Annotated in this window: 19 protein-coding genes; 11 read left to right on the forward strand and 8 right to left on the reverse strand. The window is 54.7% G+C overall.

What is annotated here, in order from left to right:
- The first annotated feature begins 107 nt into the window (after positions 1–107).
- Together moeA and moeB are read left to right on the forward strand one after the other, a co-directional pair.
- Entirely contained in the window at positions 108–1,343 is a 1,236-nt protein-coding gene (moeA, locus tag ACWWFX_RS13585; RefSeq protein WP_473224033.1) for a molybdopterin molybdotransferase MoeA, read from the forward strand.
- Entirely contained in the window at positions 1,343–2,092 is a 750-nt protein-coding gene (moeB, locus tag ACWWFX_RS13590) for a molybdopterin-synthase adenylyltransferase MoeB (protein ID WP_473224034.1), read from the forward strand. Before moeA ends, moeB begins: the two co-directional genes overlap by 1 nt.
- Before the next feature lie 104 nt (positions 2,093–2,196).
- Here the strand turns inward: moeB and ACWWFX_RS13595 are convergent, their stop codons facing one another.
- The 6 genes from ACWWFX_RS13595 to ACWWFX_RS13620 form a co-directional block, all read right to left on the reverse strand.
- The gene (locus tag ACWWFX_RS13595; protein WP_473224035.1) at positions 2,197–2,877 is read right to left on the reverse strand and encodes an oligogalacturonate-specific porin KdgM family protein; all 681 of its coding nucleotides are present in this window, start codon (positions 2,875–2,877) and stop codon (positions 2,197–2,199) included.
- 376 nt (positions 2,878–3,253) lie between these two features.
- Entirely contained in the window at positions 3,254–4,405 is a 1,152-nt protein-coding gene (locus ACWWFX_RS13600; protein WP_473224064.1) for an alginate lyase family protein, read from the reverse strand.
- A 10-nt stretch (positions 4,406–4,415) separates the two neighbouring features.
- Complete coding sequence (locus ACWWFX_RS13605) at positions 4,416–5,507, reverse strand: ABC transporter ATP-binding protein (protein ID WP_276218167.1); 1,092 nt, start codon at positions 5,505–5,507, stop codon at positions 4,416–4,418.
- Positions 5,508–5,517: 10 nt separating this feature from the next.
- Positions 5,518–6,357: a carbohydrate ABC transporter permease gene (locus ACWWFX_RS13610; protein ID WP_456147478.1), complete on the reverse strand. Its 840-nt coding sequence runs from the start codon at positions 6,355–6,357 to the stop codon at positions 5,518–5,520.
- 9 nt (positions 6,358–6,366) lie between these two features.
- Entirely contained in the window at positions 6,367–7,305 is a 939-nt protein-coding gene (locus ACWWFX_RS13615; RefSeq protein ID WP_456147477.1) for a carbohydrate ABC transporter permease, read from the reverse strand.
- Positions 7,306–7,316: 11 nt separating this feature from the next.
- Positions 7,317–8,606 (reverse strand): ABC transporter substrate-binding protein, encoded by a 1,290-nt coding sequence (locus ACWWFX_RS13620; RefSeq protein ID WP_473224036.1) that lies wholly within the window; start codon positions 8,604–8,606, stop codon positions 7,317–7,319.
- 502 nt (positions 8,607–9,108) lie between these two features.
- On the opposite strand from ACWWFX_RS13620, the gene ACWWFX_RS13625 reads away from it, so the two are divergent.
- Together ACWWFX_RS13625 and ACWWFX_RS13630 are read left to right on the forward strand one after the other, a co-directional pair.
- Positions 9,109–10,338: an alginate lyase family protein gene (locus tag ACWWFX_RS13625; protein ID WP_456147475.1), complete on the forward strand. Its 1,230-nt coding sequence runs from the start codon at positions 9,109–9,111 to the stop codon at positions 10,336–10,338.
- A 19-nt stretch (positions 10,339–10,357) separates the two neighbouring features.
- Positions 10,358–12,349, forward strand: a complete 1,992-nt coding sequence (locus ACWWFX_RS13630) for a heparinase II/III domain-containing protein (RefSeq protein WP_473224037.1) — start codon at positions 10,358–10,360, stop codon at positions 12,347–12,349.
- Positions 12,350–12,400: 51 nt separating this feature from the next.
- On the opposite strand, the gene fsa is transcribed toward ACWWFX_RS13630, so the two are convergent.
- The gene (gene fsa / locus ACWWFX_RS13635; protein ID WP_231827895.1) at positions 12,401–13,063 is read right to left on the reverse strand and encodes a fructose-6-phosphate aldolase; all 663 of its coding nucleotides are present in this window, start codon (positions 13,061–13,063) and stop codon (positions 12,401–12,403) included.
- A 133-nt stretch (positions 13,064–13,196) separates the two neighbouring features.
- Here fsa and ACWWFX_RS13640 point away from each other — a divergent pair, with 133 nt between their 5' ends.
- The 5 genes from ACWWFX_RS13640 (at position 13,197) to ACWWFX_RS13660 (ending at position 20,023) form a co-directional block, all read left to right on the forward strand.
- Positions 13,197–14,096, forward strand: a complete 900-nt coding sequence (locus tag ACWWFX_RS13640) for a glycyl-radical enzyme activating protein (protein ID WP_473224038.1) — start codon at positions 13,197–13,199, stop codon at positions 14,094–14,096.
- Positions 14,097–14,100: 4 nt separating this feature from the next.
- Positions 14,101–16,533, forward strand: a complete 2,433-nt coding sequence (locus ACWWFX_RS13645) for a formate C-acetyltransferase/glycerol dehydratase family glycyl radical enzyme (RefSeq protein WP_473224039.1) — start codon at positions 14,101–14,103, stop codon at positions 16,531–16,533.
- A gap of 248 nt (positions 16,534–16,781) precedes the next feature.
- Positions 16,782–17,684 carry an Rpn family recombination-promoting nuclease/putative transposase gene (locus tag ACWWFX_RS13650; protein ID WP_473224040.1) on the forward strand — a complete coding sequence of 301 codons (903 nt, stop codon included), beginning with the start codon at positions 16,782–16,784 and terminating at the stop codon, positions 17,682–17,684.
- A gap of 96 nt (positions 17,685–17,780) precedes the next feature.
- Positions 17,781–18,596, forward strand: coding sequence for a Cof-type HAD-IIB family hydrolase (locus tag ACWWFX_RS13655; RefSeq protein WP_473224041.1), 816 nt, complete (start codon positions 17,781–17,783; stop codon positions 18,594–18,596).
- A gap of 161 nt (positions 18,597–18,757) precedes the next feature.
- Entirely contained in the window at positions 18,758–20,023 is a 1,266-nt protein-coding gene (locus ACWWFX_RS13660) for a DUF1479 domain-containing protein (protein WP_473224042.1), read from the forward strand.
- Here the strand turns inward: ACWWFX_RS13660 and ACWWFX_RS13665 are convergent.
- A complete protein-coding gene (locus ACWWFX_RS13665; RefSeq protein ID WP_473224043.1) occupies positions 19,990–21,093 on the reverse strand; it encodes a LacI family DNA-binding transcriptional regulator in 1,104 nt (367 codons plus the stop codon). The two genes, ACWWFX_RS13660 and ACWWFX_RS13665, sit on opposite strands and share 34 nt — an antisense overlap.
- Before the next feature lie 299 nt (positions 21,094–21,392).
- Here ACWWFX_RS13665 and ACWWFX_RS13670 point away from each other — a divergent pair, with 299 nt between their 5' ends.
- Positions 21,393–22,694: an MFS transporter gene (locus ACWWFX_RS13670; protein WP_473224044.1), complete on the forward strand. Its 1,302-nt coding sequence runs from the start codon at positions 21,393–21,395 to the stop codon at positions 22,692–22,694.
- A gap of 14 nt (positions 22,695–22,708) precedes the next feature.
- Positions 22,709–25,078, forward strand: coding sequence for a glycoside hydrolase family 31 protein (locus ACWWFX_RS13675; protein WP_473224045.1), 2,370 nt, complete (start codon positions 22,709–22,711; stop codon positions 25,076–25,078).
- Positions 25,079–25,144 lie beyond the last annotated feature (66 nt).

Raw genomic sequence — 25,144 nt, forward strand, 5'->3', positions numbered from 1 at the left:
GTCAAACCTATTCGATTTTTGAATAAAGATACGCCTCTGGTGGAATACAGCGGGCGGCGCTTTTCTGCCATAATGGGCGGATTCGATGTTTTCCCAGGAGTTTACCCATGGATTTTACCGCCGGCCTGATCCCGCTTGATGATGCGCTGAGCCAGATGCTCGGAAGAATCACCCCGCTCAACACTTCAGAATCGCTTCCGCTTGTGCAGGCGTTTGGCCGTATCACGGCGCGCGATGTCGTTTCGCCGCTCGACGTACCCGGTTTTGATAACTCAGCGATGGACGGTTACACCGTGCGCCTGAGCGATATCGCCACCGACGCACCGCTGATGGTCGCGGGGAAAGCCTTTGCCGGTCAGCCGTATCACGGTGAATGGCCTGCCGGAAGCTGCATCCGCATTATGACCGGTGCGCCGGTTCCTGCGGGCTGCGACGCGGTTGTGATGCAGGAACAAACCGAACAAACTGACGCAGGCGTGCGCTTTATTGCCCCGGTGAAAGCGGGCCAGAACATCCGCCGTCGTGGGGAAGATATCGCCAGCGGCGCGGTGGTTTTCCCGGCCGGTACGCGCCTGACGGTGGCTGAACTGCCGGTGCTGGCTTCGCTGGGTATCCCTGAAGTTGAGGTGGTTCGCAAAATCCGCGTGGCGCTGTTCTCCACGGGTGACGAGCTGCAACTGCCTGGCCAGCCGCTGGGCGACGGTCAGATTTATGACACCAACCGCCTGGCGGTGCATCTGATGCTGGAACAGCTGGGCTGCGAGGTGATTAACCTTGGCATTATTCGCGATGACCCGGAACAGCTGCGTCAGACGTTTATCAAAGCGGATAGCGAAGCTGACGTGGTCATCAGCTCCGGCGGCGTCTCCGTCGGCGAAGCGGACTACACCAAAACCATTCTCGATGAACTGGGCGAAATCGGCTTCTGGAAGCTGGCGATTAAACCGGGCAAACCGTTCGCGTTTGGCAAACTGAGCCACAGCTGGTTCTGCGGCCTGCCGGGCAACCCGGTCTCTGCGGCGCTCACCTTCTACCAACTGGTACAGCCGCTACTGGCGAAACTGAGCGGTTTCACCGGCTCTACACAAGCGCCACGCCTGCGCGTGCGTGCCGCCTCGCGCCTGAAAAAATCGCCGGGCCGCCTCGATTTCCAGCGCGGCATTTTGCAGCGCGACGCTAACGGTGAACTGACCGTCAGCACCACCGGCCATCAGGGCTCGCATATTTTCAGCTCCTTCAGCCAGGGTAACTGCTTTATCGTACTGGAACGCGAACGCGGCCATGTGGAAGCAGGCGAATGGGTCGAAGTGGAACCGTTTAATCATCTGCTGGGAGGCCTGTAATGGCAGCGGAACTCAGCGATGCGGAGATGATGCGCTATAACCGGCAAATCATTCTGCGCGGCTTTGATTTCGACGGGCAGGAGCGGCTGAAAGAAGCGAAAGTGCTGGTCGTCGGCCTCGGTGGGCTGGGCTGCGCGGCGACGCAGTATCTGGCCGCCGCCGGTATCGGGCAACTGTCGCTGGTCGATTTCGACACCGTGGCGCTCTCTAACCTTCAGCGCCAGACGCTGCACAGCGACGCCACTATCGGCCAGCCTAAAGTGGATTCCGCGCGTGATGCGCTGGCGCGGATTAACCCGCATACGCATCTGGTGACGCATAACGCGATGCTTGACGACGACGCGCTGTGGGCGCTGATCGCACAGCACGATCTGGTGCTCGACTGCACCGATAACGTCGCGGTGCGCAATCAGTTGAATGCAGGCTGCTTTCGCCATAAAACGCCGCTGGTTTCCGGCGCCGCCATTCGTATGGAGGGGCAAATCAACGTCTTCACCTGGCAGGACGGCGAACCGTGCTACCGCTGCCTGAGCCGCCTGTTTGGCGAAAATGCACTAACCTGCGTAGAAGCAGGCGTGATGTCGCCGCTGATTGGCGTGATTGGCTCCTTACAGGCGATGGAAGCAATCAAAGTGATCGCCCATTACGGCACGCCTGCCGCCGGGAAAATCGTGATGTATGACGCGATGACCTGCCAGTTCCGCGAAATGAAGCTGATGCGCAACCCAGGGTGTGAGGTGTGCGGGTAACACGGAGCGGCCTGTTTGCCGGGTGGCGTTTACGCTTACCCGGCCTACGGGTTAGGTGTGGGTAGGCCGGATAAGCGCAGCGCCATCAGGCAACCTATTCAGCTTTAGAATGTGTACTGCAAGCCAACACGGTAACGCGTCTGGCGTTCATCCGTTGTCGAACGCACGGAAACGTTCCCCAGCTCCACATACGGCTTCCAGTTTTTATCAATGCTGTAGGCAACTTTTAAGTTCAACTCGTAATCGTCTTTGCCGTTATTAAAGCGATCGTAGTCTTCGCTCTTCTTATACAAATAGTTGCCTTCAAAAGCCCACGCTTTAATTTTATAACCCAGCCACAGGTCGCCACGGTTGATATGTTCATCGTCCTTACCGGCTGACGTATCGCGGGTATATTCATAGCGATAACGCCCAGCGATATAAATGCCGTTATCAAATGTATATTGGCCACGAATATAAGGTTTATAAATTGCTTTTGAAGATGATGTTTCCAGCGCAAAGCCGGGTTGCACCGAGAAACCAGGCGCGGCGGTGAACTGGTAGCTCACAACATATTCATCGCCGTTATCTACAACATCATGAAACGCCTTGTCCTGATCATCCCCGCCAGACTTTACCTTGCCCTCAATCGAAATACCGAAGCCATTGGCAAAGCGGTGAGAAATCAATAAACGATCTTTCTGAACCTGACTATCATCGGTATATTCATGACGCAGATCGATAGTGACAGCACTTGCCGATGCACTGACCAGGGCAAGTGCAATAAAGGTAGCTATTTTTTTCACGCTATTTTCCTCTGATATTACAAAAAGGCGGCAGAAGTATTTTTTAGAAGTAATAGCTCCCTGTTGCTTAATGAGAAGATCATTAAACATGCCGCAGACATTCATCCTGTACTTCAGGAGAAATAGTAAATATAAAAAATAGCTCTGTCATTCATTTGAAAATAAAAATGAGATCATTATCAAGTTAAATTGAAATATTGTTTTGATTTTATTTTTATTAAAAAATATATAATTTGCAGTTATTTATAATTATTAGCACCAAGAATAACAAATACAAAAAAGCCCGGAATAACCGGGCCTTACATTATCACTAAGTGGCGTACAGCAGCAGGCCGGACGCGGCGTTAACGCCGCACCCTGCCTGTAAAAAGGTCTGTCAGACTCTGCGTACCGGAGGGCACCACATAAGTTGCTCTTTCAGACTCATCGTTTCCTGTGGGAAGGTCGTTAATAAATCACGGTATTGCTCGGCATATTTATGATATCCGCGCAGAGTTTGGAGCAGAACGCGCGTTGCGCTATCCCAGACAATACCCTGCAAATCACTGTATGGCCATAAATCAGGTTCGCGGATAAAAGGCACCAAATAATCGATACCTTTTTTTACTCCCCGCCCATCACGAATATGATTCCAGCGATCGATTTCAACATGTTCGGCGTAGCGATTTAATAATAAATGCGCTTCCAGATTGAACAACGAATAGTGGAAAGGAATCGTACGCTCCAGCTCCATGGTCTGTTTACCGTCCTGGTCAATCTGCGCCGCCATTCGCTGGGTGAATCCTTGCTCGATAATCCGCGACGCCAGCCCTTTATCACCGTAAAACAGCGCGTTCACCGTCCGCTGCACGTCATACCAGGTTCCGTGGTTGTTGTGCCAGACATATTCCGAATGGCCGATATCGCTGTAGTACATCCAGTGGTTAAAATCGCGGAACCACTGGTGCAGGCCAATGATATCGTCGGTATCCAGCACACCAGCGGGTGAAATCAGGCCGATAGTATCTATAACCATCCATAGCAAACGCGTGTCGATAAGCCCGGTGCCTCTGCCAGACACTACGCCAGGAATTGCCTGGCCGTAGTTCAGATGCGGGTTCATCCGCGTATCGCCATCAAGGAACCAACAGCGAATTTGCACCGCTGCCGCCTGGGCGTACTGTTTATGTCCGGTGAAATACCACGCCAACCCCAGCGTCAGGCAGCGTTCGCACATGCGGATAATACGCGTGGTGTCAGTGTCATTATTTTCACATTGCGGATTGGTATGCCCATCTCGACGGATATAGGGCAGGCCGTTGGGCCTGCGCGGATTCGGCCACCAGTAGGTGCCCAGGCTGTAGTAATCGTGCGCATCGCCGCTCGCCGGGCGCAGTTTTTTATGCACCACGCTTTCCGGCGGCGTCCGTTTTAATGCGTCGGCATCGTTCACCAGGCGACTTAGCGCCAGTTGAAGCGGCGAAAACGGCTGCTTCAGCCCCAGCCGGGCATTTTCCAGACAGATTTCATCGAGGGTGTAGAGTTTCATCGCCACGGCGCTACTCCCCCTTGCTGGCAATACGCTCACCCGATGCGGCATCAAACAAATGCACGCCGGAAAGCTTCGGTTGCAGCCACACTTTCTCGCCCTCCTTCACCGCCAGGCGCTGCTTAAACACTGAGGTAAAGGCCCCGCCGCCTGTATCACAAAATAACTGCATGTCTGAACCGGTATTTTCAATCGCGGTGATCACCGCGCCCAGCGCATCTTCCTGGGCCTGGCCCACGACATTGACCTGCTCCGGGCGAATGGCGTAAACCACCTGCTGCCCCTGAGTGACATTAATGTCGCCCGGCAAACGCAGCAACGAGCCGTCGCGCAGCCGTAGTTGAGCAATGTCGCCATCCAGCACAATTTCGCCTTTAAGCTGGTTGATTTCCGGCGAACCAATAAACCCGGCGACAAACAGATTTGCCGGACGGTCGTAAAGCTCCAGCGGTGTCCCGGCCTGCTCGATGCGACCATCGCGCAGCACGACAATCATCTGCCCCATGGTCATCGCTTCGATTTGATCGTGGGTGACATATACCGAGGTGGTTTTCAGGCGACGGTGCAATTCACGAATTTCGCCGCGCACCTGAGTACGCAGCTTGGCGTCGAGGTTGGAGAGCGGCTCATCGAAGAGGAAAACCTGCGGCTTGCGCACGATGGCGCGCCCCATCGCCACGCGCTGGCGCTGGCCGCCGGAGAGATCTTTCGGCAGACGCTCCAGCAGTGGCGTCAGGTTTAATAATTCCGCCGCCTCTTCCACCTTTTGACTGATTTCTGTTTTCGGCAGCTTCGCCATCTTCAGCGCGAAGCCCATGTTTTCGCGTACTGTCATTTGCGGATACAGTGCGTAGCTCTGGAACACCATCGCGATATCACGCAGCTTCGGTTCGACGTCAGTCACCACGCGTTCATTAATATGGATATCACCTTCGGAGATCTCCTCCAGCCCGGCAATCATGCGCAGCAGCGTCGATTTCCCGCAGCCGCTTGGCCCCACCAGCACGCAGAACTCGCCATCCGGAATCGTCAATGAGACATTTTTAATCACGTGCGCGTCGCCGTATGATTTACGGACATTGTTCAGTACAACAGATCCCATAGCAGACTCCTTATCCTTTAACCGCGCCGGACATAATCCCGCGATTGAAATGTTTTTGCAGACCCAGGTAAACAATGATGCTCGGCAGCATGGCCAGCAGCGTAATGGCGATGAAAATATTCGGCGTGATACTTTCATCGGTACGCAGCGTCCCCAGAATCACCGGAATGGTGTTCAGGCTGTCCTGGTTAATGACGATCAGCGGCAACAGATACTGGTCCCAAATCATGATGAAACCGAAGGTCACCACCGTTCCCAGCGCCGGTTTCACCAGCGGGAGAATGACGTGGAAGAAGATTTGCCATTCGTTTGCACCATCAATACGCGCGGCTTCTTCCAGCTCTTTCGGGATAGCAGACATAAACTCGGTCAGCACAAAGATGGAGAACGCCCAGCCCACGACGGGCAGGATCATGCCGAGATAACTGTTGTACAGCGAGGCATCGATCAACGGTAAGCGCCAGTTGATGATCATGTACAACGGAATGGCGATCACCTCTTCCGGCAGCATCATGGTTGAAAGAATAACCAGGCTCACCAGCGCGACACCGCGAAACTTCTTTCGCGCCAGCGCATAGGCGGCCAGCGCGCTGACCGATACCTGCAAAATGGTGCCGAAAAAGACCACCAGAATGGAGTTCAGCAGGTACTGCCAGACACCGATATCCTGCCAGGCGAAGATAAAGTTCTCCAGCGAGAAGGATTTCGGCCAGGCCAGCAGTTCACCGGGTTTAACCGGCGCGCCGCTGAATGCTGTGGCGACAATGCCCCAAAATGGCCCTACAAATACAATTAATAACAACAGATAGATACACCAGCGCCCTGCCGTGTCCCAACGTTTACTTAACATGTTGTCTCCTTAGTAACGCGCAATGCGTTTTTTCAACGTCAGGTGGCAAATGGTCAGCACCACGGTGAAGGCGAACAGCAGGAACGACACGGCAGAAGCATAGCCATAATCGAACTGCTCAAAGCCCAGTTTGTAGATATGCGTCATGATCATCTCGGTGGCGTTAGACGGCCCGCCGCCGGTCGTGGCGTAGACTTCGGCAAACACGCGAAAACCACGGATAAATGACAGCATCAACACCACGGACAGCGCCGGAATCATCCCCGGTAACGTGACATAGCGCAGGCGATTCCACCAGTTCGCGCCATCCACGTTCGCCGCGTCATACAGGTCGCGGCTGATCCCGGCGAGGCCTGCAATAAATATCACCATGTTGTACGGCACCGCTTTCCAGATATGCAGCAGCATAATGACCCACAGCGCCTGGTCGCTGCTGGCAAGGAAGCCCTGATCCGCCACCCCAAACCAGCTCAGGATGTGGTTCACCACCCCATTTGGCGTGGGGTTAAACAGAATGCGCCACATTTCTGCCACGATCGCCGCACTGGTGACCGCAGGCAAAAAGATAGCGGTTCGAATGAACCGCAAATGGCGCGCAGGGCCTTCGAGCAGCATCGCAAGGAAAAAAGCCAGTACGGCAGCAACCACCATGGTGACCAGTACGTACAGGAAGGTATTCGCCACCGCCGAATGTAATTCCGTATCGGCAAACGCGCGCGCAAAGTTTGCGCCGCCAACCCACTCATTGGGCTGGTTAAAGTTCACCTTGTAGAAACTCATCACCAGCCCCTGAATCATGGGGATGAACTTGAACCAGGTAAAAATGATCAGCGCCGGGGCGAGGAAAATCCACGGGATTAGCGCGCGCTTGCGGGCAGGCGTCAACCAGCGAACGCCATCGGCCTCTTTGCGTTGCGGTGTAGCAATTTTACTTTCGTGTAGTGTCATTAACCGGGACCTCAATTAGCCAGCACGTTTTGCTTTGCCAGTTCCTGATTAAGCTTCTCGTTCATGGCGTTCAGTTCTTTTGGAATGTCGCTGGAACAATCGGCAAAAATACGGTTAAAGCCATCTGCCGTGACCTGGCGCGCTGGCGTCCAGTTCGGGATCTGCGGCACGTAGCGGCCGTGGCTGTTATAAAGGGCGGCAAAGGTATTCCAGCGCGGGTCCTGATACACCTGCTCAACGTTAACGTTTTTGTTCACCGGCAGGCGAACGACCGGAATGTTTTTGCTGCCTTTCCCCATGCCGATCTCCTGCCCTTCTTTGGAGATCATAAATTCGATAAATTTACGCGCGTCTTCTTTCTGCTTGCTGCCCTTCATCAGGAAGACCGTGGTGCCTTCCGCCAGCGTGGCCTCGCTTTTCGGCCCCTGAATATTGACGATTTCGTACTTATCTTTGCCGGGATCTTTATCCATCAGCGCGATGTGATACGGCCCGGTGAAGAACATCCCGGACTGACCGGAACGGAAAGAGGGAATAACATCGGCGGTGGTGGCGTTGATCGCCCCCGGCTGGGCCAATTTTTCACACAGCAGCGAGCGTACAAACTGCGTTGCCTGCGCAACTTCCGGCGTATTCAGCGTGGCGGTAAATTTATCGCCTTTCTTCTCGACATAGTCGCCACCTGCCTGCCAGATAAAGCTGCTCATAAACCAGCTGGCGTAACCGCGCGTGGTTGAGCCCGGAACGATAAACCCGTAGGTATCCTGCTTACCGTTGCCGTCCGGGTCCTGCGTGGTGAACGCTTTCGCCATCGCCAGAATATCGTCCCAGGTTTTCGGCTGCGGCAGGCCCAGTTTTTCGCGCCAGTCTTTACGCACGAACAGGGCAAAAGTTTGCGCGGAAGTTGGCACGCCGTAGTATTTACCATCGGCGTAGCGGGTACTCTCCCAGGCCGTTGGGTAGATGTCCTGACTGCCGGAAATTGACTCGGGTTTAATTTCATCGACAATGCCGAGCTGGATGAACTGCCCCAGCGCCGTAGCGTCGTTGAAGATCAGGTCGGGCAGCGCATTACCCGCCGCGGCACGCGCCAGACGCTGTTCGAAATCGGTCGTCGCATTGAAGTACTCAATCTTGATCCCCGTTTTCTTCTCGAAGGCTTCAGCTTCATTTTTATAGATATTCTTTGAGTCATTGCTCGCACGAATCCAGACATTCAGCGTTGTGCTGGCAAAGGTTTGCCCGCATCCCAGTCCCAATGCTGTTAACAGAAGTAACGAGCGAAATTTATTTCCAGACATTTTCATATCCTTTTATTGTAGGGCAACGAGGTATTACCGGTTCTCTTAAAACAGACCAAACCAATATTAACCTTCATTTAATAGAATGCTTTTTTCAAATACAACGGGGCAAAATAGAAATAGCGTTTCGAAATTGAAAAACATGTCATGGGTCACACTATTTTTTGGCTAAAATTTATACAACAGAAAAATTCATCATTGAATCAATAAGTTAATATTTTATGGTTTTTATTTATCTTTTTTACTTTTTTTGAATTATGCGATATTCCGTGACCACACACACACTTTTGGGGCTAATTTTCCATGTTGATGTCAGGAAGGATCTACATCACATTTTTTCCTGCAAGCTCTTTTACACTGCGACAAATTAAATCGGAAACGTTGTTTTATGCGGTATTAAAATACTGCAAGACGTTTATTTTCATTTTTCATGCATCCACCTCAGTGGCGCTGAAAACATATTTTCAGCAGACATCCTGACATTAACTAAGGGTATAAAAGAATGAATATCGCGAAATATAGTGGAGCTCTATGTTTGACGGTACTGTCACTCGGCATCAGCGCATCGCTGTACGCAGCAACACCGCTGAAACCCGCCATTCTCTCGCCAGACGATCTGGCGTTCAGCCAACAGCAAATTACGGCGAAAGCGCCCGCGTTCCTTCAGGCTCGTGATGCGCTGGTGAAACGCGCTGACGCCGCGCTTAAGCATCCGCTGTTTTCGGTGATGGATAAAACGCTGGTCGCGGTGAGCGGCGATAAACATGACTACTACAGCTTCCCGCCCTACTGGTGGCCCGATCCGGACAAAAAAGACGGCCTGCCCTACATCCGCAAAGATGGTGAAACCAATCCAGCCGCCAACAGCGATGCTACGGATAAAAACCGGCTGGTAAAAATGAGCAACGATGTGTACACCCTGTCGCTGGCCTGGTATTTCACGCAGGACAAACGTTACGCTGAAAAGGCCGTAGCGCAAATCAACAGTTGGTTCCTCAATCCACAGACCAAAATGAACGCCAATCTGCAATATGCGCAGGCAATTCCGGGCATCAACGATGGCCGCGGTATCGGCATCATTGACAGCCGCGCGCTGGTTGACGTCGTGGATGCCATTGAACTGCTGCACGGCACGCAACAACTTTCCGATAGCGATTATCAGAAACTTCAGGCGTGGTATGGCGATTTCTGGCACTGGATGATGACCAGCCAGAACGGTTTTGAAGAGCAGAACTGGCATAACAACCACGGTTCCTGGTTTGATCTACAGGCAGCGACATTTGCCTGGTTTAGCGGAAAACCGGAAGAAGCGAAAAAACAGCTACAAATAACCCAACTTCGCCGCATCGCCGGGCATTTTGATATTCAGGGCCGCCAGACTGCCGAACTTGAACGCACTCGCCCATGGCACTACAGCAACTTTAACCTTGAAGCTTATAGCCGTTTGGGACGTCTGGGCGAGAAAGTGGGCGTTGATATCTGGAATTTCACCCTCGACGATCACAGCCTGCGCAACGGCTACGCTTACATCACCCAATTTGTGGAGGGCAAAACCGCCTGGCCATGGAAAGACATCGACAAATGGGATGACAAAAAGGCGCTGTTTAATGTCTCTTCTGCTGCTCATGCGTGGCCTGACGATGCGGCCTTCACGCAAAAAGCACGCTGGTTGCAGGCGAAATACCCGGACGACATCACCACGCTCATCAGCCCGCTGCCGCTCGCGCATTGATGCAAAGGATAAGCAAACCATGAAGCAATTTATTCATCGCTGGGATGCGATTCGCGAACGAGCCTTACGCGGTTCCCAGGTTGAAGCGTTAATCCGTGGGCTTGAACCCGTTCTCAGCGCCCCTCCGCAGGTGCCAGAGACGGGAATTGCCAGCTGGAATCTCTACTACTTTTGCCCCGAACACGGCGTGAGGCTGATATGGGATCGCCACTCCCCGACGCAGCATCGCTGCCCGATTGATAACCAGATATTCAGCGGCGAACCCTATGACAGCGCGTGGTGGCGCGAAATGAATGGGCGTAATGCGCAGGCCTGCTACCAGCTGGGCCTGCTGTGGCAACTCACCGGAGAAAGACGTTATGCCGATAAAGCGGCGGAAATATTAACCCGCTACGCCGAGTACTATCCCGGCTATCAGGAGCACGGCAATATTCCGCACAACGGGCCTGGTAAGATGAACGCGCAAACCCTGTGCGAAGCCAACTGTGTGCTGGACATGGCGCTGGGCTACGATTTTATCGCCGATGCGTTATCACTGTCTGAGCAGCACGCAATTTGCCAGCGCCTGCTGCGCGAGGCCGCCACGTTTTTGATGGCTCACCGCAGCCCGCAAATTCATAACCATGAGGTCAAGATTAGCGCGGCAATTGCGGTGATCGGCTTTATTCTTGCAGACGATTCGCTACTTGATTTTGCCGTCAATCAGCCCTACGGGCTTCGCTGGCAGCTGGAGCATGGCCTACTGGAGGAAGGCTTGTGGTTCGAAGGATCGGTGCATTATCACTACTATGCGCTACAGGGCTTTATGGCCTTTGAAAAACTGGCTTACGGCACGTACTGGAGCCTGCGGCATCTTCCTTACTATCGGCACATGCTCGATTTTCCGCTTTCCCTGCTGATGCCCGACGGCACCTTCCCGCGCCTGAATGATTGCATCGCCGGACAGGAGACGCTACACCATCGCGATGTCTATGAATTCGCGTGGTTTTTGTATCACGAACCGCGCTACGCCCAGGTGCTGCATTTCCTCGGCGAAGAGACTCAGGACATGGAAACCGTGCTCTGGCGTGATAATGCCCTGCCGGAAACCCAGGCATCCCTTATTCCAGAAACCTCTCTGTACGCGCCGGGCGCAGGCTTAAGCCTGTGGCGCAAGCCGCAAAACGGCCAGGCGGTGCTGATCAAGCACTCTCCCTACGGTGGCGAGCACGATCACTACGATCGCCTGAGCGTGTTGATCTGGGATAAGCACTTCCCCATTCTGCCGGATCTCGGTACTACCGGCTACGGGGCGGCGATGCATTACGCTTATTACAAAAACAGCGCGACGCATAACACGCTTAGCGTCAACCAGACCAATCAACCGCCCGCCACGCCGCAGGTTTCCGGTTGGCATCAGGGCGCAGATTATTTCTGGCTCGACAGCCACGTTGACTGGCGAAAGCCCGCGCCGCAGCTGAACAGCCACACGCGCGTGGAGTGGGATGTCGATGCCTGGAAAGACATTCAGTTTCGCCGCAGAGTGCTGTGGGTGGATGATATGCTGATCGACGTTTCGGATGTCGTGAATCCGCATGAGCAACAGCTTGACTGGACGCTGCATCTGGATGCGCAGGCCGTGGATATGCAAGGGCAGTCAGCCATCTTCTCGACCACTGGCCCGCTTAGCATCCTGCGTAATAGCGTGGTTTCGCCGCTGAATGATTTTCAGCGCCGTCAGTTCCGCCATCCTCGGGGAGAAATCACGCTATGGTTCGCGGGCGATGGAGAGTTGTGGCAGGGTAACGCGCCAGGCAATCCGGCAATTAGCGATCTGAGCTACGTGATTTTACGAAGCCTGCAAAAAACCGCACAGTTTGTTTGTGTGTGGGATTTTGACGCAGTCAGCCCGATAACGAAGATCACACTCAGGCAGGACGAAGAAGGCAGCTATTTAACCTGCTGGCGGGGGGAAACGGTTAGCCAGATAACCCTGCCTGCGTCAACGGGCGTGTTACCGATTCGGACGTAATATCTTCATTAATCGCTTCCCGACAGCACGCGCTGTCGGGAATCAGGTGCGTTACAGCGAAGTACGGCCAAACGCCGATTGCCAGTCCTGCTCGAATTTCGCCACCGCGGCGTCCACCGCCGGATAGCTAATCAGCTGCTGCGCAACATCCAGCGGCAACGTAATCGATTTACAGCCCGCCAGCAGGCAGTCCAGCGCCTGACGCGGCGTTTTAAAGCTTGCGGCCAACACTTTGGCGCGCGGCGCGTGCAGCGTCAGCAGTTCCTGCAATTCACAGACGGTCTGAATACCGTTTCCGCCCTGAGCATCTACACGGTTGACGTAAGGCGCAACATACTCTGCCCCGGCCAATGCAGACAGCAAACCTTGCGCGGCACCGTAAACTGCGGTACCCAGCGTGGGAATACCTTCCTCTTTCAGCAGCTTAATTGCCGCAAGCCCTTCCGCGGTGACCGGAATTTTCACCACCAGATCGGGAATAATCGCGCGCAGCGTGTGCGCATCGTTCACCATACCGTCGGCAGTGGTGGCCATCACCTGCGCAAACAGACGACCTTTCCCGCCCATTGCCTCGTACAGCTCAGGCAGTAAAACGTCGAGACGTTTCTTACCTGCGGCAACGATACTCGGGTTGGTGGTCACGCCCGCCAGAGGGAAAATCCGCGCCAGCTTTTTCACTGCCGCTACATCAGAAGTGTCGAGATAGAGTTCCATCGCCGTTCCTTAAACCGTGAGATTGAGCATGCTTTAACACTACCACGGACAAACCTCACGTTTGGTTGATTTGCGTCAAAATAACTTTCATTCGAAAGTATTTAAATCTTTATACGAAAGATGAGGGCAACCTATGATTTTCAATATTCAGCGCTATTCCACCCATGACGGCCCAGGCATCCGCACCGTTGTTTTCCTTAAGGGATGCTCGCTCGGCTGTCGCTGGTGTCAGAACCCGGAAAGTCGCTCCCGCGAGCAGGATCTCTTGTTCGATCCGCGTCTGTGCCTTGAAGGATGCGACCTTTGCCATCAGGCGGCGCCTGAGGTGATTGAACGCGCGCTGAATGGTCTGCTTATCCACCGCGAGAAGCTTAACCAAACACATCTCGCCGTGCTTAGCGATTGTTGCCCCACCCTGGCGCTTACCGTGTGCGGCGAAGAGAAAAACGTCGATGAGATTATGGCAACCGTCCTGCGCGATAAACCCTTTTACGATCGCAGCGGCGGCGGGCTGACGCTCTCCGGCGGCGAACCGTTTATGAACCCGGATCTGGCGCTGGCGTTGCTGAAAAACGCCCATGAGCAAGGTATTCACACGGCGGTGGAAACCTGTCTGCACGTACCGTGGCGTTATCTGGAACCTGCGCTGCCCTATATCGATCTCTTTCTCGCCGACCTGAAACACGTTGACGACGCGCGCTTCAAAACCTGGACCGATGGCTCCGCCAAACGCGTCCTCGATAACCTGCAACGTATTGCGGCGGCAGGGAAAAAAATGACCATTCGCGTGCCGCTGATTCAGGGCTTTAACGCGGATGTTGATTCCATCAAAGCCATTACCGAATTTGCTGCCGACAAACTGGGCGCGCAGGAGATTCACTTTTTGCCGTATCACACGCTGGGCATCAATAAATATTCGCTGCTTGGCCAACCCTACAATGCCCCCGACAAGCCGCTCGACGACCCGGAATTGCTGGATTTTGCCCGGCAGTATGCGCGCGAAAAAGGCTTAACGGCGACCCTACGAGGATAATCTGATGACCACTCTGACGCTCGACAAACTGACCGACCGTATCAAAGCGCATAAACTGGCGCTGGTAAATATCGTCAAGCCGCCGGTCTGTACTGAACGCGCACGCCACTACACCGAAGCCTATCAACAACATCTGGATAAACCGATTCCGGTTCGCCGCGCGCTGGCGCTGGCGCATCACCTGGCGGAACGCACTATCTGGATCAAGCACGACGAGCTGATCATCGGCAACCAGGCAAGCGAAGTACGTGCCGCCCCAATCTTCCCGGAATATACCGTGAGCTGGATTGAGAAAGAGATTGACGACCTGGCGGATCGCCCGGGTGCTGGTTTCGCGGTGAGCGACGAAAACAAACGCGTGCTGCACGAAGTGTGCCCATGGTGGCGCGGCCAGACCGTGCAGGATCGCTGCTACGGTATGTTTACCGATGAACAAAAAGCGCTGCTGGCCACCGGAATTATCAAAGCCGAAGGCAATATGACCTCCGGCGACGCGCATCTGGCGGTAAACTTCCCGCTGCTGCTGGAAAAAGGCCTCGACGGTATGCGCGCTAAAGTGGCCGAACGCCGCACGCGCATTAACCTGACCGTGCTGGACGATCTGCACGGTGAGCAGTTCCTGAAAGCGATTGATATCGTCCTCGATGCGGTAAGCCTGCACATTGCGCGCTTTGCCGAGCTGGCGCGTAAGATGGCCGCCGAAGAGACCCGCGAAAGCCGCCGCGATGAACTGCTGGCGATGGCGGAAAACTGCGATGTCATTGCGCATGAACCACCGAAAACCTTCTGGCAGGCGCTGCAACTGTGCTACTTCATTCAGTTGATTCTGCAAATTGAGTCCAACGGCCACTCGGTTTCCTTCGCCCGTATGGACCAGTATCTCTATCCGTACTATCGCCGCGACGTCGAGCTGGAACAGACGCTGGACCGCGAGCACGCCATTGAGCTGTTACATTGCTGCTGGCTGAAACTGCTGGAAGTGAACAAAATCCGCTCCGGCTCACACTCCAAAGCCTCTGCCGGTAGCCCGCTGTATCAGAACGTCACCATCGGCGGCCAGAAACTGGTCAACGGCGAGGCGCAGGATGCGGTGAACCCGCTCTCTTACGCTATTCTCGAATCCTGCGGTCGCCTGCGCTCCACCCAGCCGAACCTGAGCGTGCGTTATCACGCAGGCATGAGCAACGACTTCCTCGACGCCTGCGTGCAGGTGATTCGCTGCGGCTTCGGCATGCCGGCGTTTAACAACGATGAGATCGTTATTCCGGAATTTATCAAGCTGGGCGTTGAAAAGCAGGACGCGTATGACTATGCCGCCATCGGCTGCATTGAAACCGCCGTCGGCGGCAAATGGGGCTATCGCTGCACCGGTATGAGCTTTATCAACTTCGCTCGCGTGATGCTGGCGGCAATGGAAGGCGGCCGCGACGCCACCAGCCAGCAGGTGTTCCTCGGTCAGCAGAAAGCGCTCTCTGCCGGTAACTTCAGCCACTTCGATGAAGTGCTGGAGGCATGGGATACGCAGATTCGTTACTACACTCGCAAGTCGATCGAAATTGAGTACGTCGTTGATACGATGCTGGAAGAGAACGTCCATGACATTCTCTGCTCGGCGCTGGTTGATGACTGCATCGAGCGGGCGAAAAGCATCAAGCAAGGCGGCGCGAAGTATGACTGGGTTTCCGGCTTACAGGTCGGTATCGCCAACCTCGGCAACAGCCTGGCGGCGGTGAAAAAACTGGTCTTCGAGCAGGGGCTGATTGGCCAGCAGGAACTGGCGAAAGCGCTGGCGGAAGATTACGAAGGGCTGACGCATGAACAGCTTCGTCAACGCCTGATCAACGGCGCACCGAAGTACGGCAACGACGACGATAGCGTTGATACCCTGCTGGCGCGCGCTTACCAGACCTATATCGACGAACTGAAGCAGTATCATAACCCACGCTACGGCCGTGGCCCGATTGGCGGCAACTATTACGCTGGCACCTCGTCCATCTCGGCAAACGTACCGTTTGGCGCACAAACCATGGCAACGCCGGATGGCCGTAAAGCCAAAACCCCGCTGGCGGAAGGCGCAAGCCCGGCTTCGGGTACTGACCATCTGGGGCCGACCGCGGTTATCAGTTCAGTCGGTAAACTGCCGACCTCGGCGATTCTCGGCGGTGTGCTGCTGAACCAGAAGCTGAACCCGGCGACGCTGGATAACGAGAGCGATAAACAGAAACTGATGATGCTGCTGCGGACCTTCTTCGAAGTGCATAAAGGCTGGCATATTCAGTACAATATCGTCTCCCGCGAAACGCTGCTGGAAGCGAAAAAACACCCGGATCAGTATCGCGACCTGGTGGTGCGCGTGGCAGGTTACTCGGCGTTCTTCACTGCCCTGTCGCCGGATGCGCAGGACGATATCATCGCGCGAACGGAACATACGCTGTAAGCCCTTGCCGGATGCGGCGTAAACGCCTTATCCGGCCTACTAAATAGTGCAAATTCAATACATTGCACAAACTCTGTAGGCCTGATAAGCGCAGCGCATCAGGCAATGTTTCAAGCCGGGGAAACCCGGCTTTTTGACGTCTCACCGGGCCGTTTTCCGAGTCGCCTCGCAGGATAATCACACCAAAAATACATACCATTTTACGAGTGCTACAGTCCGCCCATCTTCAACAACCGGCACGGACAGCCATGAAAACCAAATTTCCCGCCACGCCTCATGATGCGATTTTCAAAACGTTTTTGCGCCACGGTGAAACCGCGCGCGACTTTCTTGAAGCACATCTGCCACCCTTTTTACGCCCCCACTGCAACCTCGATACGCTGAAGCTCGAGCCCGAAAGTTTTCTGGATGAAAAACTGCGCTCACGTTATTCCGATGTGCTCTACTCTGTGCAAACCAGTAACGGTGCAGGCTATATTTACGTCATCATCGAACACCAAAGCTCGCCGGACGATCATATGGCTTTTCGCCTGATGCGCTACGCCATCGCGGCGATGCAGCGCCATCTGGATATCGGCCATAAAACCATTCCACTGGTCATTCCGATTCTGTTTTATCACGGCGAGGAAAGCCCCTATCCCCATTCAATGGACTGGATTGACGAGTTTGACGATCCCGACCTGGCACGCCAGGTTTTCTACAATGCCTTCCCGCTGGTGGATATCACCGTCACACCGGATGACGACATCATGCAACACCGCAGAATGGCGCTGCTCGAGTTGCTACAAAAGCATATTCGCCAGCGCGACCTCTCAGGTTTGCTTGAGCAACTGGTGACTCTTTTGCTGTTGGGATACACTACGGAAACGCAGTTAAAGGCGTTGGTTAACTACATGTTCGTGGAAGGAAATACCGAGAACTGTAGCGCATTGCTGGAGAAACTGGCGCAGCGAGCGCCAAAGCACAGGGAGACTCTGATGACAATTGCGGAACAGCTACACCAAAAAGGACGTGAAGAAGGTCTGTCAGAAGGCCAGCGAATCGCCGCGCAACGCATCGCACAAACGTTGCTCAAAGAAGGCCTCGATCGTGAAAAAGTCAGCGCGATAACCGGCGTGGCGGTGGAGGAATTGCAACAGCAAGCACATTAACCCACGCCCTCATACTTTCATATGAAATAAATTTGTGGTTTCGGTCACATTGTAATTAGAATGTTTCTGGTCGCAGTTACATCAGGAGCACTGAGTATGACCGTTAAAGTTATCGTCACCGATATGGACGGAACTTTTCTTAATGACGCCAAAAAGTACGATCGTGACCGTTTTCTGGCGCAGTTTGAACAGCTTCAACAGCGTGGCATTGAGTTCGTCGTTGCCAGCGGGAATCAGTATTACCAGCTCATCACCTTCTTCCCGGAAATCCAGAACCGCATCTCCTTCGTCGCTGAAAACGGCGCGCTGGTGTATGAGCATGGGCAACAGCTTTTCCACGGTGAACTGACCCATCACGAATCGCAAACAGTGATTGGCGAGCTGCTGAAGGATAAAACGCTCAACTTTGTGGCCTGCGGTCTGGAAAGCGCGTATGTCAGCGAAAACGCGCCCGATGAGTTTGTGGCGCTGATGTCAAAGCACTACTACCGCCTCAAGCGCGTCGCCCGTTATACGGATATCGACGATAAGCTGTTTAAATTCTCGCTCAACTTATCCGATGAACAGATCCCTCTGCTGATTGATAAACTGCGCATCGCCCTTGATGGTGTGATGAAGCCGGTCACCAGCGGCTTTGGTTTTATCGATCTGATTATTCCCGGCCTGCATAAAGCCAATGGTATCAGCCGTCTGCTCAAGCGCTGGGATGTCTCACCGCAGGCGTGCGTGGCGATTGGCGACAGCGGCAACGATGCCGAGATGCTGAAGCTGGTGAAATACGCGTTTGCGATGGAAAATGCTGCCGAGAGCATTAAATCGATTGCCGATTATCAAACGGATGATAACAACCATCACGGCGCGTTAAATGTTATTCAGGCCGTGCTGGACAAAACCGGCCCCTTCCAGGCGTAAGCCTGCGCCCAGTGTATTGCCGGATGGCGGCTTTGCCTTATCCGGCCTACTAATCCTTTCCGTACCAGCCAGCAAGATTTTAAACTTGCATTAACTTATTTTTAACTTAAAGTATCACTTGTAATCATTTTTACTTTCGAATGAAAGATTGCGAGGTTGATATGGCTCTTACCTTTACCCACGACACGCTGCCTGCCGATCCAAAATTAGCGATTCGCCAGATGAAGGCGACACTGCGCGCGCAACTTGGTGATGTGCAGCAGGTTTTCGATAAGCTGACCGCAAAAATTGATGCCCGTGTTGCGGACATTGAGGCACGAAAGGCGCAGGGTCTGCCGATATGGCCGGAGATCCCTTTTTCTGAAATTGCATCGGGCAGCATCAGCGACGCCACCCGCGAAGAGATCAAGCGACGCGGTTGTGCGGTGATCAAAGGTCACTTCCCGCGCGAGCAGGCGCTGGCGTGGGATCGCGCCATGCTGGATTACCTGGATGCCAACCACTTTGATGATGTCTACAAAGGCCCTGGCGACAGCTTCTTTGGCTCGCTGGAAGCGTCGCGCCCGGAAATCTACCCGATCTACTGGTCACAGGCGCAAATGCAGGCCCGACAGAGCGACAATATGGCCGCCGTGCAGTCGTTCCTGAACCGCCTGTGGCAGGTCGAGAGTGATGGAAAACAGTGGTTTAACCCGGACGTCAGCGTTATTTATCCGGATCGTATTCGCCGCCGCCCGCCGGGCACCACCTCGAAAGGTCTGGGCGCACATACGGATTCCGGCGCGCTGGAGCGCTGGTTGCTGCCCGCCTATCAACAGGTTTTTGCCAATGTGTTTAACGGCAGGATTGACGAATACGATCCCTGGAATGCGGCGCACCGTACTGATGTGGAAGAGTACACCGTCGATAACACCACCAAATGCTCCGTCTTCCGCACCTTCCAGGGCTGGACCGCGCTCTCGGATATGATTGCCGATCAAGGCCTGCTCCACGTGGTGCCAATCCCGGAAGCGATGGCTTACGTGCTGCTGCGTCCGCTGCTTGATGATGTGCCGGAAGATGAGCTGTGCGGCGTTGCGCCAGGCAGAGTATTGCCAATTTCCGAAAAGTGGCATCCATTGCTTATCAAGGCGCTGACTTCAATTCCGGCGGTGGAAGCCGGTGATTCGGTGTGGTGGCACTGCGACGTTATTCACGCCGTCGCGCCGGTGGAAAATCAGCAAGGCTGGGGCAACGTGATGTACATTCCCGCCGCGCCAATGTGTGAGAAAAACCTCGCCTACGCTCATAAAGTGCGGGCAGCGCTGGAGAAAGGCGCTTCGCCGGGTGACTTCCCGCGCGAAGACTACGAGGTTAACTGGGAAGGTCGCTTTACCCTTAACGACCTGAATATTCACGGCAGACGGGCGCTGGGCATGGAAGCCTGATTATCGTAGAGCCCTTCACGATCGACGGCGGTGTGCCCTTTTCCGGGGCGCACTCGCCGCACCGATTCCCGCACAGCTAAGCGTCCATGTAGCAGCAGCGAACCGACCGGCGCATCCGGGCGAATCAACCGTTGTTGCAGCATCTGCACCGCTTCACTGCCCAGCTCATCACGGGGGACGTGTACTGCGGTCAGCGGAACATCTTCGATGGCCGCCAGATTAAAGCCATCAATACTCATCACCGAGATGTCCTGCGGCACGCGCAGGCCGCGCAGACGCAGCGCATTAATGGTCCCCGCAGCCATAAAATCACTTCCCACCAGAAACGCCGTCGGCAGGTTTTGCCCTTTATGCGCATCCAGCCACTCACCCACCCGCTCTTCCGTGGCTTTGGCACTGAAACTGTTGATATTAAGCAGATCTCTGTGGTGCTGAAAATGCAGATTATGCTGCGCCCAGGACTCACGAATGCCTGCCAGCCGCTGTTCCATGGTGTAACGGCGCAGGCACATCACATTCAGCACTTCCCGATGACCCATTTCAAACAAATAGCGTGCAGCAAATGCGCCAATCATGCGGTGATCCGGGGCGATCGCCGGCAAACGCATCCGCTCATCGCGACAGTTGATCAACACGCAAGGTTTGCCAAGATCGGCGGCCAGATCGTGGATATGCGGATCGTCAATACCGAGCAGGATCGCCGCCTGCGTTTCCGCTTCATTCATCCTTGAGAGAAACAGCGTCGGGTCGCTGTCATTTTCTTCCAGCGGACAATAGCGCAGGCGGACTTCGTGCGGGGCAAGCGCTTTGCTGATGCTCTGGATCACGCGGTAGTAAAAGATATCCGAACGTTCGTCGAAGGCGCGTGGGGGCGCGAAAACCATCAGGCTGTTGAGCAGCAAACGTCCCGCCGCCATTCCGTCCATTACCCCCAGTTCGCGCGCCGCGTTCAGTACCAGTTCACGCGCGCGTGGGCTGGTGTTGGCTTTTCCCGCCAGCACACGCGAAACGGTGCTGGCGGAAAGCCCGGTGCGCCGGGCAATTTCGGCGATTTTCAGCTTCTTTTCCATTTTGTGATCCGATTCAAATTCGCGAATGAAAGAATTTTCATAGGGCAGAAACCCTATGTAATAAGGCCTGAGAAAGACATTCATAATGTATCTCAGCCACTCATGAAAAAACGTGCACAAAACCCGCTTTCCCTGGCTTTTTTTGTCTCTTAGTCTGAATTGGTAGAACAACTTCCATACAAGCATAGCGGAAGTGTCTAAAACTAAATAATAAAGATATCAAAAGGTTAATTAGATTGGTGTGATAACTCTCCACGGAGTTGCCCCACCTTACCCTACAAAATTCTGTGGAGATCCCTATGAGTCAGGGCATCAATAACGATATGACCGTCAGCAAAACCCGTCGGGTGGTGAAAAACCTGCGCTGGTGGATGCTAATCCTGTTTTTGCTTGGCGTAACCGTCAATTACATCACCCGTAACTCGCTGGGTATTCTGGCTCCCGAGCTGAAAACCAGCCTCGGCATCACCACCGAGCAATACTCCTGGATCGTCGGCGCGTTCCAGATTGCCTATACCCTTTTCCAGCCGCTGTGCGGATGGTTGATCGACGTTATCGGCCTGAAGCTCGGCTTTATGATTTGCGCCTCCCTGTGGGCACTGGCCTGCCTGCTGCACGCCGGGGCCGGAAGCTGGGTGCATCTGGCGATTCTGCGCTTCTTTATGGGTGGCGCTGAAGCGGCTGCAACACCGGCAAATGCCAAAACGATTGGCGAATGGTTCCCTAAGGCCGAGCGTCCGATTGCCTCTGGCTGGGCGGGCGTGGGCTTCTCCATTGGCGCGATGCTGGCACCGCCGATTATCTATTTTGCACATGCTTCGTTTGGCTGGCAGGGCGCGTTTATGTTTACCGGCGTACTGGCGATGCTGTGGGTTGTGCTGTGGTGGGCGTTCTACCACAACCCTGACAAGCACCCGAATCTGAGCAAGAGCGAGCTGGAATACATCCGCCAGGATAACGAAGCGCCGCCGGTGAAGCTTCCCTTCTTAACCGCGCTGAAAACCGTCGGTAAAAACAAACGTTTTTACGGTATCGCCATCCCGGCGTTTATGGCCGAACCGGCCTGGGCTGTGTTCAGCTTCTGGATGCCGCTCTACTTCGCAAAACAGTACAACATGGATCTCAAGCAGATCGCCCTGTTCGCCTGGCTGCCGTTCCTGGCGGCAGACCTCGGCAGCGTGGCCAGCGGCTATTTGACCCGGCTTTATACGCGTCTGTTTGGCTGCTCCCGCGTCAACTCGACCGTCGCCAGCTCCGTTACCGGCGCTTTTATGATGATTTCGCTGGCGGTAGTCGCCATCACGAAAGATCCGATTATTGCCGTGGTGCTGATGTCCATCGGCGGCTTCGGCCACCAGATCATCTCCTGCATGCTCAGCGCGCTGGTGGTGGAGTCTTTCGATAAAGGCCAGATGGCAACCGTTAACGGTATGCGCGGCTCGGCGGCCTGGATCGCCAGCTTCCTCTTTTCCCTGATTATCGGGGCGACCGCCGACAAAATCGGCTTCAACCCGCTGTTTATCGCCATGGGTTTCTTCGACCTGATCGGCGCCTGTTTCCTGGTGGCATTTATTGCTGAACGTCGCGCTAAACGCGCCTGAGAGTGGATGTAAAAATGAAAACGTTGAAAAACTGGACCCTGCAAAAGCAATCTGACCACCACATTGAACTGCTGGTCGATGGCCAGCACACCCTGTGTTTGTGCGTGCTGGAAGACACGCTGTTCCGCGTGCTGATTAAACGCAAAGGCGAGCTGGCGCTGGACAGAACCTGGAGCATCGCCCCGCAGCAGGACGTGCCATGGGAAGGCCGACAACGCGAAGACCTCAGCGGCTTTACCCTGCCCGGCTGGACGCTGACCGAGCAGGATGGCACCGTCATCGTCGCCACCGACTCCCTGCGCGCGACCATCCACCAGCCGCTGTGGCTGGAGTGGCACTATCGCAATGCCGAAGGCGAATGGCAGCCGTTAGTCAACGATCGCCCCACCAGCGCCTATCTGCTGAACGCCCACGGCGACGGCGTGGCGCACTATCAAAGCCGTCGCAAAGATGAGCGTTTTTATGGGCTCGGCGATAAAGCGGGCGACCTGCAACGCAACGGTAAACGCTATGAGATGCGTAACCTCGATGCGATGGGCTACAACGCTGTCAGTACCGACCCGCTCTATAAGCACATTCCGTTCACCATCACGCGCCGCGACGATATCAGTTTTGGCCTGTTTTACGACAATCTGAGCAGTTGCTGGCTGGACCTCGGTAATGAGATCGATAACTATCACACCGCGTACCGTCGCTGGCAGGCGGAAGCGGGCGATATCGATTACTACATCTTTACCGGCGAGCGCGTGCTCGACGTCACCAAAGCGTTTGTGCGCCTGACCGGGAAAACGCTGTTCGGGCCGAAATGGAGCCTGGGTTACAGCGGTTCCACCATGCACTACACCGATGCGCCGGATGCGCAAAATCAGCTGATGAACTTTATCCGCCTGTGCGACGAGCACGCCATTCCGTGCGACTCGTTCCAGCTTTCATCCGGCTATACCTCGATCAACGGTAAGCGCTACGTCTTCAACTGGAACTATGACAAGGTGCCGCAGCCGAAAGTGATGAGCCAGGCGTTTCACGATGCCGGGCTGCATCTGGCGGCCAACATCAAACCGTGTCTGTTGCAGGATCATCCGCGTTATGAAGAGGTGGCCGCAAAAGGGTTGTTTATTGGTGATTCAGAAAGCGATGCGCCGGAGCGCTCCAGTTTCTGGGATGATGAAGGTTCCCACCTCGATTTCACCAACCCGCAAACCGTTAACTGGTGGAAAGACGGCGTCACCACACAACTGCTGGACATGGGGATCGACTCCACCTGGAATGACAATAACGAATTTGAAGTATGGGATGGTGAAGCGCGCTGTCACGGCTTTGGCCGCGAGATTGCCATCAAGCACATCCGCCCGGTGATGCCGCTGCTGATGATGCGCGCCTCGCTGGAAGCACAGCAGCAGTTTGCGCCGAACAAGCGCCCTTACCTTATCTCTCGCTCCGGCTGCGCGGGGATGCAGCGCTACGTGCAAACCTGGAGCGGCGATAACCGCACAAACTGGGACACCCTGCGCTATAGCATCCGTATGGGGCTGGGGATGAGCCTGTCGGGTCTCTATAACCTCGGTCATGACGTTGGCGGCTTCTCCGGCGACAAGCCCGACCCGGAACTGTTCGTCCGTTGGGTGCAGAACGGCGTGATGCATCCGCGCTTTACCATTCACTCATGGAATGACGATCACACGGTCAACGAGCCGTGGATGTACCCGGCGATTACCCCGGCAATCCGCAGCGCCATTGAACTGCGCTATCGCCTGCTGCCGTACTTCTACACCCTGCTGTGGCAGTCTCACGCAGACGACGAACCGATGTTGCGCCCTACCTTCCTCGACCACGAGCACGACGCGCAAACTTTTGAGGAGTGCGATGACTTCCTGCTTGGACGTGATTTACTGGTCGCAAGCGTGGTTGAACCTGGCCAGCGCGAGCGCCGCGTCTGGCTGCCTGATAACGAGACCGGCTGGTACGATTTTTACACCAGCGAATGGTTTAGTGGCGGTCAGTGGATTACGCGTGATGCCCCGCTGGAAAAACTGCCGCTGCTGGTTCGCGCCGGGGCCGCCCTGCCGGTGAGCGAACGCATTAGCTTTGTCAGCGCTAAAGACGATGATACGCGTGAGCTGAAACTCTTCCCGGTAAAAGGCGTCGCCACCACATCCGGCCTGCTGTTTGAAGATGACGGTGAATCGTGGGGTTATCAGAACGGGAATGCGCTGTGGGTAGAATGGGAAATGGTTTGCGATGGCACAACTATTAATCTGAACATCACCACCCGAGGGGATTATCGCCCGGCGTGGAAAACGTTAACGATTTCTCTGCCGAAGGATGAGAAACGCCAGCTACGCGTCAACGGTCAGTTAATTGACGCGTGGAAACTCGCGGAATAACGCTGTAAAAAGAGAGCGGCCCGAGGGGGCCGTTCTGTTTTCATTACCCTTCATCTTTCCCATCCA

This window comes from Pseudocitrobacter sp. 2023LY-00077 (assembly GCF_055796175.1).

Coding starts and splice junctions, on each gene's coding strand:
- moeA (WP_473224033.1), top strand. CDS start 108: ATGGATTTTACCGCCGGCCTGATCCCGCTTGATGATGCGCTGAGCCAG.
- moeB (WP_473224034.1), top strand. CDS start 1,343: ATGGCAGCGGAACTCAGCGATGCGGAGATGATGCGCTATAACCGGCAA.
- ACWWFX_RS13600 (WP_473224064.1), bottom strand. CDS start 4,405: ATGAAACTCTACACCCTCGATGAAATCTGTCTGGAAAATGCCCGGCTG.
- ACWWFX_RS13605 (WP_276218167.1), bottom strand. CDS start 5,507: ATGGGATCTGTTGTACTGAACAATGTCCGTAAATCATACGGCGACGCG.
- ACWWFX_RS13610 (WP_456147478.1), bottom strand. CDS start 6,357: ATGTTAAGTAAACGTTGGGACACGGCAGGGCGCTGGTGTATCTATCTG.
- ACWWFX_RS13615 (WP_456147477.1), bottom strand. CDS start 7,305: ATGACACTACACGAAAGTAAAATTGCTACACCGCAACGCAAAGAGGCC.
- ACWWFX_RS13620 (WP_473224036.1), bottom strand. CDS start 8,606: ATGTCTGGAAATAAATTTCGCTCGTTACTTCTGTTAACAGCATTGGGA.
- ACWWFX_RS13625 (WP_456147475.1), top strand. CDS start 9,109: ATGAATATCGCGAAATATAGTGGAGCTCTATGTTTGACGGTACTGTCA.
- ACWWFX_RS13630 (WP_473224037.1), top strand. CDS start 10,358: ATGAAGCAATTTATTCATCGCTGGGATGCGATTCGCGAACGAGCCTTA.
- fsa (WP_231827895.1), bottom strand. CDS start 13,063: ATGGAACTCTATCTCGACACTTCTGATGTAGCGGCAGTGAAAAAGCTG.
- ACWWFX_RS13640 (WP_473224038.1), top strand. CDS start 13,197: ATGATTTTCAATATTCAGCGCTATTCCACCCATGACGGCCCAGGCATC.
- ACWWFX_RS13645 (WP_473224039.1), top strand. CDS start 14,101: ATGACCACTCTGACGCTCGACAAACTGACCGACCGTATCAAAGCGCAT.
- ACWWFX_RS13650 (WP_473224040.1), top strand. CDS start 16,782: ATGAAAACCAAATTTCCCGCCACGCCTCATGATGCGATTTTCAAAACG.
- ACWWFX_RS13655 (WP_473224041.1), top strand. CDS start 17,781: ATGACCGTTAAAGTTATCGTCACCGATATGGACGGAACTTTTCTTAAT.
- ACWWFX_RS13660 (WP_473224042.1), top strand. CDS start 18,758: ATGGCTCTTACCTTTACCCACGACACGCTGCCTGCCGATCCAAAATTA.
- ACWWFX_RS13665 (WP_473224043.1), bottom strand. CDS start 21,093: ATGGAAAAGAAGCTGAAAATCGCCGAAATTGCCCGGCGCACCGGGCTT.
- ACWWFX_RS13670 (WP_473224044.1), top strand. CDS start 21,393: ATGAGTCAGGGCATCAATAACGATATGACCGTCAGCAAAACCCGTCGG.
- ACWWFX_RS13675 (WP_473224045.1), top strand. CDS start 22,709: ATGAAAACGTTGAAAAACTGGACCCTGCAAAAGCAATCTGACCACCAC.